Annotated in this window: 27 protein-coding genes; 26 read left to right on the forward strand and 1 reads right to left on the reverse strand. The window is 50.9% G+C overall.

Translation table 11 applies throughout. The features are described 5' to 3' along the window. The first annotated feature begins 6 nt into the window (after nt 1-6). From NFR57_RS06600 to NFR57_RS06685, 18 genes are all read left to right on the forward strand, one after another. Entirely contained in the window at nt 7-762 is a 756-nt protein-coding gene (locus NFR57_RS06600; protein ID WP_251183049.1) for an ERF family protein, read from the forward strand. Continuing rightward, nucleotides 759-1,661 (forward strand): hypothetical protein, encoded by a 903-nt coding sequence (locus NFR57_RS06605; RefSeq protein WP_251183050.1) that lies wholly within the window; start codon nt 759-761, stop codon nt 1,659-1,661. The genes NFR57_RS06600 and NFR57_RS06605 overlap by 4 nt, the downstream gene beginning before the upstream one ends. Nucleotide 1,662: 1 nt before the next feature. Next, on the forward strand, nt 1,663-2,247 hold the full coding sequence (locus tag NFR57_RS06610; RefSeq protein WP_251183051.1) for a hypothetical protein: 585 nt from the start codon (nt 1,663-1,665) through the stop codon (nt 2,245-2,247). Further along, nucleotides 2,244-2,546 (forward strand): HNH endonuclease, encoded by a 303-nt coding sequence (locus NFR57_RS06615; protein ID WP_251183052.1) that lies wholly within the window; start codon nt 2,244-2,246, stop codon nt 2,544-2,546. Before NFR57_RS06610 ends, NFR57_RS06615 begins: the two co-directional genes overlap by 4 nt. Then, a complete protein-coding gene (locus NFR57_RS06620) occupies nt 2,543-2,947 on the forward strand; it encodes a single-stranded DNA-binding protein (protein WP_251183053.1) in 405 nt (134 codons plus the stop codon). Before NFR57_RS06615 ends, NFR57_RS06620 begins: the two co-directional genes overlap by 4 nt. A gap of 15 nt (nt 2,948-2,962) precedes the next feature. After that, nucleotides 2,963-3,814, forward strand: a complete 852-nt coding sequence (locus NFR57_RS06625) for a YopX family protein (RefSeq protein WP_251183054.1) — start codon at nt 2,963-2,965, stop codon at nt 3,812-3,814. After that, complete coding sequence (locus tag NFR57_RS06630) at nt 3,811-4,041, forward strand: Lar family restriction alleviation protein (RefSeq protein WP_251183055.1); 231 nt, start codon at nt 3,811-3,813, stop codon at nt 4,039-4,041. The genes NFR57_RS06625 and NFR57_RS06630 overlap by 4 nt, the downstream gene beginning before the upstream one ends. 1 nt (nt 4,042) lies before the next feature. Beyond that, on the forward strand, nt 4,043-4,537 hold the full coding sequence (locus NFR57_RS06635) for a YopX family protein (protein ID WP_251183056.1): 495 nt from the start codon (nt 4,043-4,045) through the stop codon (nt 4,535-4,537). Then, nucleotides 4,537-5,583, forward strand: a complete 1,047-nt coding sequence (locus tag NFR57_RS06640) for a phosphoadenosine phosphosulfate reductase family protein (RefSeq protein WP_251183057.1) — start codon at nt 4,537-4,539, stop codon at nt 5,581-5,583. The genes NFR57_RS06635 and NFR57_RS06640 overlap by 1 nt, the downstream gene beginning before the upstream one ends. Continuing rightward, entirely contained in the window at nt 5,580-6,512 is a 933-nt protein-coding gene (locus tag NFR57_RS06645) for a DNA cytosine methyltransferase (RefSeq protein WP_251183058.1), read from the forward strand. The genes NFR57_RS06640 and NFR57_RS06645 overlap by 4 nt, the downstream gene beginning before the upstream one ends. A gap of 269 nt (nt 6,513-6,781) precedes the next feature. Beyond that, nucleotides 6,782-7,825 (forward strand): DNA cytosine methyltransferase, encoded by a 1,044-nt coding sequence (locus tag NFR57_RS06650; protein WP_251183059.1) that lies wholly within the window; start codon nt 6,782-6,784, stop codon nt 7,823-7,825. After that, on the forward strand, nt 7,803-8,207 hold the full coding sequence (locus NFR57_RS06655) for a hypothetical protein (RefSeq protein WP_251183060.1): 405 nt from the start codon (nt 7,803-7,805) through the stop codon (nt 8,205-8,207). Before NFR57_RS06650 ends, NFR57_RS06655 begins: the two co-directional genes overlap by 23 nt. An 84-nt stretch (nt 8,208-8,291) precedes the next feature. Continuing rightward, nucleotides 8,292-8,630: a hypothetical protein gene (locus NFR57_RS06660; protein WP_251183061.1), complete on the forward strand. Its 339-nt coding sequence runs from the start codon at nt 8,292-8,294 to the stop codon at nt 8,628-8,630. After that, nucleotides 8,617-9,153: a ParB N-terminal domain-containing protein gene (locus NFR57_RS06665; RefSeq protein ID WP_251183062.1), complete on the forward strand. Its 537-nt coding sequence runs from the start codon at nt 8,617-8,619 to the stop codon at nt 9,151-9,153. Before NFR57_RS06660 ends, NFR57_RS06665 begins: the two co-directional genes overlap by 14 nt. Further along, a complete protein-coding gene (locus NFR57_RS06670; RefSeq protein WP_251183063.1) occupies nt 9,147-9,863 on the forward strand; it encodes a DNA-methyltransferase in 717 nt (238 codons plus the stop codon). Before NFR57_RS06665 ends, NFR57_RS06670 begins: the two co-directional genes overlap by 7 nt. After that, on the forward strand, nt 9,860-10,657 hold the full coding sequence (locus tag NFR57_RS06675) for an S-adenosylmethionine synthetase N-terminal domain-containing protein (RefSeq protein WP_251183064.1): 798 nt from the start codon (nt 9,860-9,862) through the stop codon (nt 10,655-10,657). The genes NFR57_RS06670 and NFR57_RS06675 overlap by 4 nt, the downstream gene beginning before the upstream one ends. Nucleotides 10,658-10,669: 12 nt before the next feature. Then, entirely contained in the window at nt 10,670-11,077 is a 408-nt protein-coding gene (locus NFR57_RS06680; RefSeq protein ID WP_251183065.1) for a hypothetical protein, read from the forward strand. Then, the gene (locus NFR57_RS06685; RefSeq protein WP_251183066.1) at nt 11,074-11,895 is read left to right on the forward strand and encodes a hypothetical protein; all 822 of its coding nucleotides are present in this window, start codon (nt 11,074-11,076) and stop codon (nt 11,893-11,895) included. Before NFR57_RS06680 ends, NFR57_RS06685 begins: the two co-directional genes overlap by 4 nt. Here NFR57_RS06685 and NFR57_RS06690 read toward each other — a convergent pair. Then, nucleotides 11,814-12,332: a hypothetical protein gene (locus tag NFR57_RS06690; protein ID WP_251183067.1), complete on the reverse strand. Its 519-nt coding sequence runs from the start codon at nt 12,330-12,332 to the stop codon at nt 11,814-11,816. The genes NFR57_RS06685 and NFR57_RS06690 overlap by 82 nt on opposite strands. On the opposite strand from NFR57_RS06690, the gene NFR57_RS06695 reads away from it, so the two are divergent. The 8 genes from NFR57_RS06695 to NFR57_RS06730 all read left to right on the forward strand — a co-directional run bounded on the left by NFR57_RS06695 (nt 12,306) and on the right by NFR57_RS06730 (nt 16,410). Then, on the forward strand, nt 12,306-12,635 hold the full coding sequence (locus NFR57_RS06695) for a hypothetical protein (protein ID WP_251183068.1): 330 nt from the start codon (nt 12,306-12,308) through the stop codon (nt 12,633-12,635). The two genes, NFR57_RS06690 and NFR57_RS06695, sit on opposite strands and share 27 nt — an antisense overlap. 76 nt (nt 12,636-12,711) lie before the next feature. Then, nucleotides 12,712-13,005 (forward strand): hypothetical protein, encoded by a 294-nt coding sequence (locus NFR57_RS06700; protein ID WP_251183069.1) that lies wholly within the window; start codon nt 12,712-12,714, stop codon nt 13,003-13,005. Between the two features lie 18 nt (nt 13,006-13,023). After that, on the forward strand, nt 13,024-13,440 hold the full coding sequence (locus NFR57_RS06705; RefSeq protein ID WP_251183070.1) for a hypothetical protein: 417 nt from the start codon (nt 13,024-13,026) through the stop codon (nt 13,438-13,440). Between the two features lie 4 nt (nt 13,441-13,444). After that, on the forward strand, nt 13,445-13,990 hold the full coding sequence (locus NFR57_RS06710; RefSeq protein ID WP_251183071.1) for a hypothetical protein: 546 nt from the start codon (nt 13,445-13,447) through the stop codon (nt 13,988-13,990). 11 nt (nt 13,991-14,001) lie between these two features. After that, nucleotides 14,002-14,385, forward strand: a complete 384-nt coding sequence (locus NFR57_RS06715; RefSeq protein WP_251183072.1) for a hypothetical protein — start codon at nt 14,002-14,004, stop codon at nt 14,383-14,385. A 23-nt stretch (nt 14,386-14,408) separates the two neighbouring features. Continuing rightward, nucleotides 14,409-14,897 carry a hypothetical protein gene (locus NFR57_RS06720; protein ID WP_251183073.1) on the forward strand — a complete coding sequence of 163 codons (489 nt, stop codon included), beginning with the start codon at nt 14,409-14,411 and terminating at the stop codon, nt 14,895-14,897. Then, entirely contained in the window at nt 14,897-15,817 is a 921-nt protein-coding gene (locus NFR57_RS06725; RefSeq protein WP_251183074.1) for a hypothetical protein, read from the forward strand. The genes NFR57_RS06720 and NFR57_RS06725 overlap by 1 nt, the downstream gene beginning before the upstream one ends. Further along, nucleotides 15,814-16,410, forward strand: a complete 597-nt coding sequence (locus tag NFR57_RS06730; protein WP_251183075.1) for a hypothetical protein — start codon at nt 15,814-15,816, stop codon at nt 16,408-16,410. The genes NFR57_RS06725 and NFR57_RS06730 overlap by 4 nt, the downstream gene beginning before the upstream one ends. The last annotated feature ends 5 nt before the right edge of the window (nt 16,411-16,415 follow it).

Consider the following 16,415-nt stretch of genomic DNA (forward strand, 5'->3'; position numbering starts at 1 on the left):
AAGCACATGGAAAAAGAAAAGCAAGCTGCGGAAGAGGTAAAGAAACCCACCGCCACCAAGAAACCGGCGACCGAAAAGTCGGACGCAAAAGCACAGCCGCCGCGCAAAAAAACGCTGTTCGAAAAGATACAATGCGTTCGCGTGGGGCTGCAAAAAACGGAAGTTAAAAAAAGCGGCAAAATGAACGGACGCGAAAGCAAGCCGTACCTTGAGTTAGCTGACTTTACCCCGCAGCTCAACGAGCTAATGCTCGCCGAGAGATTTACGGCGATTGTCAATTTCACAGCCACCGAAGCGACGCTTACGGCATACGACTTCGACAGCGAGCAAACATTCACGATCACAAGCCCGATGCGCGAAGTGAAAGTGACGGGCTGCAACGATATGCAAAATCTCGGAGCGGTCGAAACGTATCAGCGCCGTTATTTGTATATGGCTATGTTCGATATCGCGGAGAGCGATATATTGGACGGCGGCACCGGCAACAGCGAGAACGGCAGCGGCAAGCAAAAAGCGGACAAGCCGTTTGAGAAGCCTACGCCCGAGCAGCTGAAAGAGGTTCAAGCCCTTAAAATGGACTTAAACAATATCGCCGCGCATTTCAAAAAGAGCGTCGACGAAATCAGCAAAGAAGAGGTCGCGGAAGCTATCGCGATGCAAAAAGCCGCTATCGCAAAAGTGGAAGCGAAGAAAGCAGCACAACAAGCAGCACAACAAGCAGCACAACAGCAAATCGAAAATACGGAGGGAAATGCACAATGAGAGTAGTATTCAACGAAGAACAGCATACCTATTGGCTCGGCGATAAACGGCTTATAAGCGTTACGCGCCTTTTGAAGAAACACGGGCTGTCTACCGATTATTCAGCGGTAAACCCGGACGTTTTGGAAAAAGCCGCGAAAAAGGGTACAGCTGTTCACAGCGAAATCGAAGAGTATATCAAGAACGGAGCGGTCGGATTTACGCCCGAATTTATGGGCTATCTCGACCTTGTGGACGAGATACAATTCGCGCCCCAAGAAAGCGAAATCGTATTACCGAGCGGCGACATACCCGACACCGAAATCGACAAGTATATCATAGCGGGAACGGCTGACCTAATCGGCACGAGCATTTGCGGCTCGACGCTTGTCGACATTAAAACCACGCAAAGAGTGGACGTGCGTTCTTGCGCTTGGCAGCTCTCGCTGTACGAACGGCTTGCGGGCGTAAAGTTCGACAGAATGTTCATATTCCACTTGCGAGAAGAAGCGTCAAAGATTATCGAAATCGAGCGCATACCCGACGCCGAAATTGACAAACTGCTCGAATGTGAGCGCAACGGTGAGATTTATCACGAACCGGGTCTTGTGGTCGAGGGCGACCTAATAGCGTGCGTGGAAGCAGCGGAACGCGAGCTTAAAATAGCGGAAGCAGTGCAAAAGAAAGCGAAAGAAGTATCGGACGGTTACCGTCAGAAACTTTACGAATTTATGACCGCGCAAGGCATTAAGACGTGGGAAACGCTCGACAAATCGATGCAAATTACACGAGTTGATCCGTATGTAAAGCAAGGCATCGACGGCAAGCGTTTAAGAGCAGAACACCGCGAAATTGCGGAAAAATACACGACTATATCGCAAGTAAAAGGCACGGTCAAGATAACAATTCGGGAGGCGTAAGTTGGCAAAGGAAATCGGCAAATTTAACTGTACGTTCGAAAACTGCTTGACGGACGCGGACGGCTCGCTTGTGCTTTCGTTACGCGTCGCAAAGGACGAAGCGTACCCCGCCAAGCAAGCAGCCGCAACGATACGCACGGGGCTTGCAAACGGCAAAGAACGGCTCACGGTGGCTGTTGAGTGGTACAAAGAAAAGCGGAGCTTGAACGCAAACGCGTACTTCCACGTTTTGGTTGATAAGATAGCCGAAGCGATGCAGCTCGGTGCGGACGAAGCAAAAGTACAAATGGTGCTTGAATACGGCACGATAGCGACGGAGGGTGGCGACGTTGTAATTGCGGCTTTACCTAAAAGCGCGGACATAGCAAAGTACCACAAATACGCAAAATGGATCGCCGATTTCACCGCGAAAAACGGAAAGCCTTACAGCCAATACGTGCTTTATAAACACACGCACACGCTCGACAAAACGGAAATGAAACGGCTTATAGACGGCGTCGTGTACGAAGCCAAAGAGCTTGGTATCGAAACGAGAACGCCCGAAGAGTTGGCGAACCTAATCGCCACTTGGGAGGCCCAACCGTGAACGAGCGAACAAAGGCGTGTGCAATAAGCAAAGCGACCAAAGACGTAGTATACAAACGCGATCGCGGACAATGCGTGCTTTGCGGCAAGCCCGGCTTGCCCGAAGCGCATTACATACCGCGAAGTAAGGGCGGGCTTGGTATAGAGCAAAATATCGTTACGCTATGCCGCCCATGCCACGATCTAATGGACAACACGACGGCGCGCGACAGCTTGCTTAAGCGCGTAAAAGAACACCTTGACTTATGGTATCCGGACTTTTCGGACGCCGACAGAATTTACAAAAAGGAGCAATCATGAACAAAATTATTTTGATAGGAAATCTCACAAAAGACCCCGAAACAAGCACGACGAACGGTGGCGTACAGTTTACCCGCTTTCAAATCGCAGTCAACCGACCGTTTACGAATTCGGCGGGCGAGCGCGTAGCGGACTACTTCGACGTTATCACTTGGCGACAGCTCGCCGATAGGTGTGCGAAGTACCTATTCAAGGGAAGCAAGGTCGGAATTAACGGCTCGGTGCAGCGTAGGCAGTACGAGGACCGCGACGGCATAAAAAGGACGTCATTCGACGTTGTAGCCGACGAGGTGGAATTTCTTACGCCTAAAAGCAACACAGCACCGCGAAACGATAACGATTACCCCGAACCGCCGCGAAACGATATGCAGCCCGTAGACAACGACGACTTACCGTTTTAACGGAGGGATCGAGTAATGGCAGAAAGGCGAATGTTCGCAAAATCAATAATCGACAGCGATGCGTTTCTCGATATGCCGCTTTCGGCACAAGCACTATACTTCCACCTTTCAATGCGAGCGGACGACGAGGGCTTCCTTGGAAACGCAAAGCGCGTGCGCTCTATGATAGGTGCGAGCGAGGATGACTTCAAGCTACTAATCGTAAAGCGCTTCGTGATCGTGTTCGAGGACGGCATAACGGTAATTCGGCATTGGCGAGTACACAACATTATTCAAAAAGACCGCTTCAAAGAAACGATATACGTTGACGAGCGAGCGCGGCTCGGTTTTGACAAAAACAAGACCTACACCGAGTGTGTGGAAACACCTTGTATACAAGTTGGAAACGAAACGGAAACACAGGTTAGGTTAGGTAACCGCGACCTCCGAATGCAATATCGCACGGACTATAAAAACGGCGATTGGGTTTATGGGTTGATAAGCAGCGACCGCGAATACCACGACACTCACTTTACCGAAATGACGAATACTGACGGCGTAAGCGGTATAGACGTTGACCGCGAAACCGTTTGCGAATACACGGGCTTAAGCGATACAAACGGTACAAAGATTTTCGAGGGCGATGTTGTAAAAATAACCGACAAAATCGTTGACGCGACATATTATGCGCGAGTTGAGTTTGGCAACCCTAACGCACAGTATAATTGGGGCTTTCAGTTAGTTCCGCTTTGTAAAACGCCGTTCGCAACAATGCGAATCCCTCGAGTAGATATATTGCATTGGGTAGATATGGAAGAAAGCGGAGCGTTTATTGAGGTAATCGGCAACATATACGACAACCGCGAGCTTTTGGAGGCAAAGAAATGAGCGAGTGCGAATTGAAGCCGTGTCCGTTTTGCGGAAGCACATCGCTGAAAATCGAAAGCAAGCACAACGGGCAATGGAGCGACACGGGAACACATAGCGCGACGGTTCGGTGTAATAAGTGCCACGCGAGAGGTGGCACGGCAAGCAGTAAGGCGGACAAGAATGTTTACACGGCGAGCGAGGAAGCCAAAAACAAAGCGATCGAGCTTTGGAACGGGAGAGCATAATATGAGAGATATTATTTTTCGCGGCAAAGACAAGGACGATGGCAAGTGGTACGAGGGAGCATATAGGCGGTATGACGATACAACATATTGCTTCAAAGAGGACTGCGACCGCCACCCCGAGAACACGCATCACACGATCGTTTTTTCGCGTATGACCGATTGGGGCTTGCCGAACCAACACTTGCAAGCCGAAGTTATACCCGAAACGGTCGGGCAATATACGGGCTTGCAAGACAAGAACGGCAAAAGGGTATTCGAGGGCGATATTTGCCGAGTGGTATATCTTGACAAGCGGTGCAGCCCAAGCGGTAAACACTACGAGGGCGAGTTCGAGCTTATAGAAAAAGTTGTATTCAAAAACGGCACGTTCTGTTTTGAAACCGACTGCGAGGGAATAGCAATGTACCGTCCGATCGGCTTTGAAATCTACGAAAAGCAGAGAATTAAATGGTTTGAAGTTATCGGCAATATACACGACGGAACGGAGAGCGCGTGATGCCTACGAAAGACGAATTGCGATTATTCCAAGCGTACCCGCTTGATATGAAAATTCAAAAGACGCGGCTACGTATAAGAGAATGGGTCGATTATTACGGCGTAGGCGGCGTGTTTGTATCGTTTTCGGGCGGCAAAGACAGCACGGTGCTATTACACATAACGCGCCAAATGTACCCCGAGATCGAAGCCGTTTTCGTAAACACCGGGCTTGAATACCCCGAAATACAATCATTCGTAAAGGGGTTCGACAACGTAACGATACTGCGCCCGAAGATGCGGTTTGACGAAGTGATACGAAAATACGGCTACCCGTTTATAAGCAAGGAAGTTACGGAATGCGTAGCTCAAGCAAAAAAAGCCCTACAATGTGGCAAATACATTCAGCGACTGCGGCAGTTAGACGGAACGCACGTCGACAAAAACGGCAATAAAAGTTTATTCAATTATGAGAAATACAAGCCGCTGCTGCACGTCGATTTTAACGTCGACAACAAGTGCTGTAACGTAATGAAAAAGACGCCAATTCGAGCCTACTGCAAACAAACCGGAAAAGTACAAATGACCGCGCAAATGGCGAGCGAAAGCAAACTGCGAATGCAAAAGTGGTTACAAAACGGGTGCAACGGTTTCAACATGAAACACCCGACAAGCAACCCAATGAGCTTTTGGACGGAGCAGGACATACTGCTTTATATAAAAAAGTACAAGCTACCGACCGCGAGCGTTTACGGAGATATCGTCGTTCAGAATAGCCAAGACGGATTTACATATAAAGAAACCTTGTGCGAATGCGGCGATAAACTTTGTACTACCGGTTGTGATAGGACGGGCTGTATATTTTGCGGCTTTGGTGCGCATCTCGAAAAGGGCGAGAACCGCTTCCAACGATTAAAGCGCACCCACCCGCGACAATACGATTACTGTATGGGCGGCGGGGCATACGACACCGACGGGCTGTGGAAGCCCACAAAGGACGGGTTGGGAATGCGACATTGCATCGACACACTAAACGAGATTTACGGAAAGGAATTTATTAAACTATGAACCAAATCAGCTTTTTTGACGGTACGCAGCCGTTCCGCAACAATAAGCCAATACGCCTTATAGAGCTATTCGCCGGGTACGGAAGCCAAGCACTCGCGCTGAAATATCTCGGTGTACCGTTCGAGCATCACCGCATAAGCGAGTGGGCGACGAAATCTATACAAGCATACAAAGACATTCACGCCACCGCCGACCACACCGATTATTCAGAAGAATTGACGGTCGACGAAATAAAGGCGTGGCTCGTCGGTAAAATATCGATTGACTACAACGCGCCGGCTACCGAAGAGCAAATCAAACGGTTTAGCGAAAAGGTCGCACGTTCTATTTATAACAATATGCGAGCGACGCGGAATATCGGCAGCATAACGCAAGCCACCGCAAGTGACTTGGCGATTTTCGATACCGACCAATTCCTTTATATAATGACGTATTCGTTCCCTTGCCAAGACTTAAGCACGGCGGGCAACGGCGCCGGAATGAGTAAAGGCAGCGGAACGCGCAGCGGGCTATTATGGGAGGTCGAAAGGCTTTTGAGCGAGTGCCACGAGCTGCCGCAAGTGCTACTTATGGAGAACGTACCGCAAGTTGTGGGCGGCGGCGCGATAGCGGACTTTGTACAATGGCGCGAGTTTTTGGAGCGGTTGGGTTACAAGAATTACCACCGACTAATGAATGCAAAAGACTTCGGAATACCGCAGAACCGCAACCGTTGCTTTATGATAAGCATACTCGGCGACTACTACTATACATTTCCGAAAACGCGAGAATTAAAGTATCTATTGAAAGATTTTCTCGATCGGCACGTTGACGAAAAGTATTACCTTACCGATGCGAAGATAGAAATGTTCGAGAAGCACACGGCGAAGCAACAAGCGAAAGGTAACGGTTTCAAGTTTGATCCGACTGACGGGGGGGGGGTACGCTAAAACAATCAGCACCCGAGCCGGAGGAAGAACGGACGACAATTTTATTATCGAACAAGGGAACGAAGCTCGAACGGACGACGACGGTCGCGTCGACGATATGTGCGAGGGACCGCAAGGGCTTCGGAAACCAAGCAATGAACGCGGTCATGGAACGCGGGGGGGGGGGGCAGCTTCGGAATAACTGTCGGAAAATCGGCAGCATTTCAAAGAGGTCCACTCCCGGACATAAGCCGCACGATTGACACAAACGGAACGAATGGGGTGATATTATGCACGAACCAAGATGCAAACAAATAGGAAAGCTGACCGGCGACAAGTGGGAAAAGCTACATGACATAAGCCGCCGTGTCTACGGAATAAACGGCTTGTCGCCCACGATACACACGGCGGGGGGGGGGGCGCAAGAATTGAAAATAATCGTCCCCGAAGCCACAAAAAAGGGCTACGACGTAGCCACTTATGGCGACAGTATAAATACAGCATTTCCGAACAGCAAAACGCGACGCGGACGCGTCGGTCACGGCGTAGCTCAAACACTCACAACGAGCGACGTGCAACAAGTGGTGGTCGAGCCTATGGCGTATGACGAACAAAACGGGCGCTTGCGGACAGACGGAACGGTCGGCACGTTGACGACGGACGGAAGCAGCCCGAAGCACAACAACCGAATTATAGAGCCGCTCGTGCGGGACGGCTTCAATCAGCAAGTACGCGCCGATAGCAGCGTATGCGGAACGATTACCCGAAATGTCGGGGCTGACCTAAAAAGGAACGGTCAAGGCATTATCGAGCTTTCCGATTATCGCTTTTATCAACAAGCGATCGAAACCCTACAAGAGAACGATTGCGAGCCGGGCGACACGATAGACGCATACAACAAGCGAGTCAATAAAGACGGCGTAAGCCCTACAATCACAACCCGACCGGACGGCTTCAAAACCGCGATACTGCCCGTTGTAACGGACGACGAAGAAAGCGTGGTATGGAATAACGACTTGGGCTGCTTTGTGGACGCAAAGACGGGCGAAATGATAGTAGGCGAACACGACGACTACCCCGAACCGCAAAAGCCTAACTGCCGAATACGCAAACTAACACCGCGCGAGTGCTTCCGTTTAATGGGCGTTAAGCGCGAAGATTACGAAGCGGTAGCAAAGCGCCAATCGGACTCGAGCCAATACCACCTTGCGGGCGATAGCATAGTAACGGCTTGCCTTATGGCTATACTTGGCGTATTGCTATCGCTTGACTACAATACCAAAATAACAGAGTTGACGGAGGAATTACTCGATGCTGACGAAACGAATTCGTAAACAAATAGAATGGCACTTCAAAAACTACCAAGCGGACGCGGCACTATACGAGGACCGGGTGCGCGATATAGTAGACGCGGGACTGACAGCCAATTATAGCGGCGTAGGCGGCGGGGGTGGCAACATAAGCAATCCGACCGAAAGCAAAGGGCTTCGGCTGTTGAAGCTTGATACGGAGCGAACGTGGGCAACAGTCGTCCGCAATACCTTTATAGCTTTTCAATTCGAGCCGGAGCATAAAGTTATGGTCGAGCTGTACATAAAAGGGCGACCGCTCAAAGAGCTATTGTGCGACGGACTATGGGAAACGACATTCTATCGTTGGCGTGACCGTTGGCTTGAGTACGCGTTAAAATGGGCGCGGAAATTTAATCTTTTATGAGTTACACACAAAGGCTGCGTGTAAATAGCCGATTTTATGTGATATAATAGTATCGTTGAAAATTTCACAAGGAGCTTTGCAAGCGTGAAGCGAATACTTTTAGTGATAGCGATAGCGGCGCTTTCGGCGCTGCTTTTTGCTTGTACGAATAAGACCGCGCCGACCGAACCCGACGTCAGCGACAAAGAGCGAGCTATAATCGAGCTTGCTCTTTTTGATATACGCGACGAAGTAGACCCCGACAAAGCGGACGACGCACGGCTTTACTATCTATATACGGAAGAGGTGGCGTGGCTCGATTGGGAATGCGTGACCTACATACTGATTGTGGACGATAGAGCGTTTTGTGTCGGCACGCAAGAAAAGGGCGACGAGATACACTTCGTGGACGTAGAGGGAGAGCTTGTTTATGCAAGTAATTAACTACAAGATAGAGGACTTGAAGCCGTACAAGCGCAACCCGCGCAAGAACGACGGAGCGGTCGACGCGGTCGCGGCGAGCATAAAAGAGTTCGGCTTCAAAGTTCCGATCGTGATAGACACGGACGGCGAAATCATAGCCGGACACACGCGGTTCAAAGCCGCGAAGAAGCTCGGGCTTAAAGAGGTACCGTGCATAATAGCGGACGATCTAACGCCCGACCAAATCAAAGCGTTTAGGCTTGCGGACAATAAGACCGCCGAGCTTGCCGATTGGGATTTCGAGCTGCTGCAGTTAGAGTTGAGCGACATACAGCTCGATATGACCGACTTCGGCTTCGATACCACGCTACCCGGCGAAGCCTACGAAGATAATTACGAACCCGAACCACCCGAAGAACCGAAAGCGAAGCTCGGCGATATGTATAAGCTCGGCGCGCATACGCTGCTATGCGGAGATGCAACAAGCGCATTGAGCTATACAAATCTCGGGGGGGGGGGGGGGCGCTCTTTGACCTTTTGTTGACCGACCCGCCGTATAACGTAGATTACGAGGGCAAAACGAAAGACAAGCTGAAAATCGAGAACGACAAAAAGGACGACGCGTCGTTTTTCGAGTTTTTGAGTGACGCGTTCCGAAACGCCGCCGAAGCATTAAAGCCGGGCGGCGTTTGGTATATATTCCACGCCGACATCGAGGGCGAAAACTTCCGCAAGGCGGCGCGCGAACAGTTGGGCAAAGTAAGACAATGCCTTGTATGGAATAAGAACACCATAGTTATGGGTCGGCAAGACTACCAATGGAAACACGAGCCTTGCTTGTACGGTTGGAAAGACGGCGCGGCTCATTACTTCATTGACGACCGGACACAAGCGACGGTGTACGAGGACAAAGGCATCAATCTAAAAAAGCTCAAGAAAGACGAAGCAATCAAGCTCTTGCAAGACATATTCTCGGACAAACAAAGCACGTCCGTTATAAACGAGGACAAACCCGCGCAGAACGCCGAACACCCTACAATGAAGCCCGTTAAACTGCTTGCAAGATTGATAAGAAACAGCACCCGACCGGGCGAGAGCGTACTCGATCCGTTCGGCGGCAGCGGAAGCGTGTTGATAGCTTGCGAGCAGCTCGGGAGAGTATGCACCACGATAGAGTTTGACCCGCGCTACTGCGACGTAATAATCGACCGGTGGGAGAAGCTGACCGGTCAAAAGGCGGTTAAGATACAATGATCGAAAAAGTAAACCCGAACCACCCCGACAAGATAGCCGACCGCATAGCGGGCGCGCTCGTCGATATGGCGTACATGAAAGACCGAAACCCGAAGATAGCGGTCGAGGTCCTAATCGGACACGGCAAAGCCCACATAATAGCTGAAAGCTCGGTGGTGCTACGCACGGACGAAATACACAAGGCGGTGTGGCGAATAGCGGGAACGATTGCGGTCGACTATGTAAGACACAACCAAGACGCGGCGCTTGCCGAAAATCAGCGATGTGAGCTACGCTGTGGCGACAACGGAATATTCAAGGGAATTCCGCTAACGGAAGAAGAACACCGCGCGTCTTGGCTTGCAAGAGCCTTATACGACGAATATCAGAGCGACGGCAATTACATAGTGGACGGCGAGAAAATAATCGTATGCCAAAGCCACGCGAACACGAACGAGCTACGGCAAAATCTCGCCAAAGGCAGCGGCGGTAAAATCACAGTAAACCCGCTCGGAGATTGGCTCGGCGGTTTGAACGTAGACACGGGAGCAACCAACCGAAAGCTCGGCAGCGATATGGGGCATTCGGTAACGGGCGGCGGCTTACACGGCAAAGACCTATCGAAAGCCGACGTCAGCGTGAATATATACGCATTCCTTAAAGCACAAGAAACGGGGCGACCCGTAGAGCTGTCGTGCGCGATAGGCGATACAACAATAGACGGAAAGCCCTACGCCGAAATCGTAGAGATAGCGAGAAGCTACATAAACGATATCGGCGGCTTTGAAAAGTTTGCCGAGTGGGGGCTGTTCTAATGGGAGGGACCAATGGCAAACGAGAAAAATCTAAAACGCTTCGGCAAGGAAAAGCCGCCGTCAAGCCGTGAGGAAGCCGTGAAGAACGGACGCAAAGGCGGGAAGAAGAGTGCCGAAGTGCGAGCGCAAGCCAAGACTTCGCGCGAGATAGTGGAGATGCTCGACAGCCTCGCGGTAAAGGACGGCAACAACGAGATTATGGCGGCGCTCGGCATACCCGAAGATATGCGAACGCGCCAAACGCTCCGACTGCTTCAGCTACTGAAAAAAGCCGAGAACGGCGACCCGCAAGCGAACAAGCTCTTAATCGAGATACGCGGCGAGGCGGCGGCTTCCACCGTCAATTTAGAGATTAAGGACGAGCAGCGCGCGGCATACGACCGAGCGGCGGCGGCTATCAAAGGGGCGAAGAAGAAATGACATTCGACCAAGTGATATGGACGGAGAAAATGCGGGCGATATTCGCGGACGACGCACCGGTCATTCACTTGTGCGGAGCTATGGGAACGAGTAAGACGCTCGTCGGCGGTTTGACATTCTTCGACCGAGTAATGAACGCGCCCGCAAACGTCAACCAATTTGCGATTATAGGCGTGTCGAGCGTACTCGCCAAGCGTAACTTCGTAGACAAAGCCGACAGCTTGTACAACATACACAGAGGGCTGTGCAGCGAGTACAGCGACGGCAACAAGGACGCTGCCGGTTCGCACTTTTGCATCTACGGCAAGTACGGCAAGAAAATAGTGTACATAGCCGGAGCGGACAACAAAGCGAGCTATCAGAACATACTGTCGCTTGACTTGGGCGGCATATTGCTTGACGAGCTGTCGGCGCTACACCCAGACGTTATACGCGAGGCATACGGACGCGTTCAGCGTTTGGCATATCCCGGTTGGCTGATAACCACGACCAACGGCGGCAACCCTACGCAAGAGTTCTACACCGAGCTTGTAAACCACGCGACGGTTATGTTCCGCGACACCGTGCCGAAGATCGAGCTTGACGAAATGGTGGAGGACCGCCCGAGCGAACACTATTACCATTTCAACCTACAAGACGACTGCCCGCACAAGACACCCGAGCAAACGGCGCGGCTTGTCAACAGCTACCCGGTCGGGAGCTTCTACCACTATTCGAAGATACTCGGCTGTCGCGGCTACGCGGAGGGCGCGCTGTATGCGAAGCTACTCGGCGGCGTGCAGCTTGTCGGGTATTGCTTGCTTTGCATCATAAGCTGACACTTAATCGAAGCCCTTGTCGGCAAGTCGGGGCAAAGCCATTTATCGGTCTTTACGCAGCCGAGAACGCTCACCTTGCCGCGCCAACGGCTATGATTTTGCCAAGTGCTAACGAGCTTGTAGTCGGCTTTGTCTATCAGTATCGTTTTGAACTTGCCGTAGAATTTGAGCCAATAGCTATACAGCCACGCTTCGGCTTCGGTGATAATGTCGCGGTGTTCGATGCTGTTTATCTTCTTGGAAGCTATCGCCACGACGCGGTGGTATTGCTTCGTATAGCCGCCAAGCGCAACGATCGTGTGCGATTTGCTGTCGTCCTCGCCGTTTACGCTCGCGCCGACATCGACCGTTGCGACCACTTCTTCAAAGGCGTTAAGGTTTAGGTCGGCAAAGTTTACAATGTGATTGCCATGATTACGTCGAACGCGCTCGGACAAGACAACAGCGCGCTTGTCGGACTTCCCGAAACCGCACCCACCGACACCGTCAAAAAGGAAGCGTGGGAAAAGGAAAAGGCGCTGTGGGATTGGAGCAATATCGAGTATATTCTCTACGACCACAAGACGCTTTGCATAATCAACGTGGCGCGCTTTATCGGGCTTGTACCGTATGACGCTATTATTCACAATAGCACGCTCATATCGATACTGACCGTTTGCGGCGGGCGTATTCGCAACACGCAAAAGGCAATCGCCAAGAAGTTCGTCGAAGCTCCGGTGAGCGGCGGCGGTAACGGCTAAACTACACGACGGAAACAACGGGAGCGGGGCATACTCGCTCCCTTTGATTTCGTTACACCATAATTCGGAGGTAATAATGGAACACAGCGCAGACAATAGAATGAGCCGCCTATGCGGTAGAGCTATGTCGGTGGCGACGGGCGCGCGCGATAGCTTGGAATACATTTTGGAAGAAATGGAATACATAGCCGAAGCGAACCCCGAGCGCGAGGACATAAAGGCTTGCGTCGACGAAATCAAGACCAAGTGCAAGGCGAGCGAAAGCGAGAATTGGGCGGCGGCTAACAAGTGGAGCGAACACTTCGACGGCATAAGCACCGACAGCAGCGACGCGGACAGCGACAGCGACGGCGACGCAGACAAAAACTAACACGGGAGGTGCGGCGCGATGCCGAGCAGAATTATATCGGTCAGCTACGGACACGGCAGCGCGAGCGGTAAGTTATACGACTACGAAACCGACAAAGAATACCGCACCGGCGACGTCGTAGTTGTACCCGTAGAACACTACCAAAGCCACAAGCTCTATAACACGCTCGCGGTCGTACAAATGACAACCGACGAGGACACAGAGAAGTGGAAGCAAAAAGCCGATAACCTTACCACGCCGGACGGAGAGCGCGGCGACGGTAAGAAAATCAAACCGAAGAACGTCAGCCAAAGGCTCGAAATCGCCCAACAGCAAGGGCTTGACGTTTCGAGCCAACGCGACGTTACAGTTCGAACGCTGCCCGGCTACAAAGGGCGCGAGAGCAACGAGAAATGGTCGGGCGGTACGAGCCGCCTTATTTCACGCGAGGAGTGACACCATGTACCAAGACAACGACAACAGCAAGCTCGTGATACCGTTCTATGACACGATACCGAGCAACGCACAATACCCGTGCGATACCGAGCGAATGCGGTACGACAAAGAGGACCACCGCTATTATTTGACGGACGCGGCGATCGAGTATTACGGTATAGACTGCGAGCAGCGCGGCATTCAAAAGCTGATACGAACGGCGACCGACCACATTTACAGCTATATACGGGTAATGGCACAAACCAAGTACAATCTTATGTGCTACCGCATCGCCAAGAGCCTATTCGGGCGCGTTAAGACCGCGCGAGAGGGGCGGCTCGAATTCGAGCGTATGCTTGTTAGACAAGCCGAGTACATAAACGAATTCGGCGACGCGAAACGTGCGCCTAAAATGACCGTCAGCCAAGAGAGCGGACGGCTGCGCGATAACGACGTAGATATGTCGTCGGGTTTTTGGCTTGACGACGAGGTTCTTCTTTGGCTTCAAACGAATTACCTTACCGACCCGAACGCGGTCGGCGAATGGAAAATGAAGCTATCAGAATATTAAGGGAGCGAGCTATGGCACAAACCTATGAATACCCTATGTTCTCGCCGAACGAAAGGGCGAAGCTGTACAAGCGGCTTACAAACGATATGCCGATCGAGATTAGGAACGGCGAGAAGATAACGGTGCAAGACAACCGTTATGTTTATATTGGCAAGTTTCGGTGGATAGACGCAACGCAAAAAAACGAAAACGAGTATCAGCCGGTAGACGGGCTTATTGTACCTAACGGCTATGCTACAATCAAGACGAATTCGCTCATGAAATTTGAAAACGGCGATATGGTCGTATTAGACGGCGAGCTGTGGACGGTGGACGGCGAAACGCAAATAGACTACACATACACACCCAAAAAGGTGCAAACGTATCAATACTTGGAAATTAAAAAGGTCAAGTAATGCGTTACAACAATTTTTTTCGTATGCAAGATTTCTTTTGCGATAAGCGGCTTGCCGGAATTGTGCCGCAGCTTAACAGCAAAGACATAGAGCGCGGCGAAATAAGCGACTACAAAATATATACACGCTGCCGCAGCGTAATAAATGGCTTTCTAAACGGCACTATAACGACAAACGGCATAGAAGTGACCGGAAAGACGAGCGCGAGCGTTATGCGTATTGTAACGGCTTGCAAGACCGTTTTAGAAGCTATGTTCAACAATTCAACAAGCCTATTGCGAAACATACGCGACAATCGGCGCGTATATACGAGCGCGGCGAGTATTGCGCAAATCGCCGAGCTTGACGACCCGCGCAAAAAGCTCAAATTTCTAAACGAAATACTCGACAACATGAATTATAACCCGGAATTCAACAGCCAAAATACCATACCGAGCCATTCAATAAAGCCGTACCGCGAACGGCAAAAAGCGTGGGCGCGGCGCGTCGGGTATAAGTTAAAGGAGATATAATGAAACGTATAAGAATGACCGCCGACGTCTTGCTTGATATCATACAAGGCGTGTTAAAATCGGCGGACTTCGACACCGATATAGACGGCGAAAAAGCGACAGCAACGCAAGCTCTTAACTTTGAATTTTATTCATACAAGCGAAGAGTGAAGCCCGCCGTCGATTATTTGGAGAGTATGGAAAAATCGCTGAACCAAGCGTATTGTTTGTGCGAGCTTATAAACGCGCAAAGGCTGTACAGCCGAGATATAGACCATTTAACGATTGAGGGGCGGCTCACGGCATGGTTGCAAACGTCTAAAATAAAACTACTCGAAGCGCTAATAGACGAATGCAACGCGGCGTACTGCGGAGAAGTATGCGAGATCGAAATCGGAGAATTCAAGCGCAGTATGCTGATTGAGTTCGGCGTTCTCCAACCGCAAAGCATTCAATCAGCATCAGAAATCGGCGAAGCGGCAATATTGAGCATATCGGTCAAAATGGAGCTTGCCCCGAGCATTAGCAGCTATGACGATTACAAAATAGAAATGTCGTTCGACGGCGGCGAAACCTATTTAATCGCGCCGTACACTTCGTGGACGTATGTATACAACGCGAGCCAAATCGCGCTACCGCTTGCAAATCAAGCGGACAGCGGATTTATAAACGTGTCGCGGAGCAACAGCATTAGCCTCTCGCTGTACGAGTTTAACGAACCGCTTACCCAAAAACTACGCTCTATTGCCTTGCGATGCAACGCCGAAAATCAAACCGTCAACGATTTGAATGAAACGATCTATATGCGCATCACAATAGGTTCGGACGAGGCCGCAGAAGTATATATTTACAAGGTGCTGCCGAAAACAATCACAATAAACAGCATGAATACTACATTTAACACTATGGCGGCGGTATTCGCGCCAAAGGGTGGGCTATGAAAAAGTTAGTCATAGAAGTAAAACAAACGTCGGGGAATTCGAGCAAAAAAGGGAACGCCGACGATGCCGAAGAAAAGGACGATTTTCAATCTGAAGTTAAGGACAAGGTCAAAAAGTTGAGCAACCCGGTCGGAGCGATAAAATCTTCTATTGAGGACTTCGCCGGAGCAAAAGGCTTGGCGGTTGCGGGAGCTGTAATTACGGTGTCGCAGCAAGTTCTCGGGCAAGTTTCGGCAAGCGTAAATTTTGCGATAAGCGGTATCGGCATGACGACGGGCGACAGCGCACTACAAGAGCGCGTGGCACGAGAACAAGAAAAAGTGCAAGAGTCAGTACAAATGGCGAAAGGCATTCTCGGCGGCGCGGCAGCGGGTGCTGTAATGGGTGCGGCTTTCGGTCCGGTCGGAATGTTGGTCGGCGCGGTCGGCGGCGCTATTTTCGGCGGCGTGACAACCGATATAGACAAAGAACGCAAATACGAAGAGCGTCGTCGTGAATACGAGTACGACGCGTGGAAGCTCGACACGGCGCGCGCGGTAAACTTGCAACGCTCCGGTGTTACGATTGGCAACGGTAGATTGCATCAATATTGAGGTGA

Source organism: Anaerocaecibacter muris (genome assembly GCF_943192945.1).
GTDB classification, from domain to species: Bacteria; Bacillota; Clostridia; order Christensenellales; family Pumilibacteraceae; genus Anaerocaecibacter; species Anaerocaecibacter muris.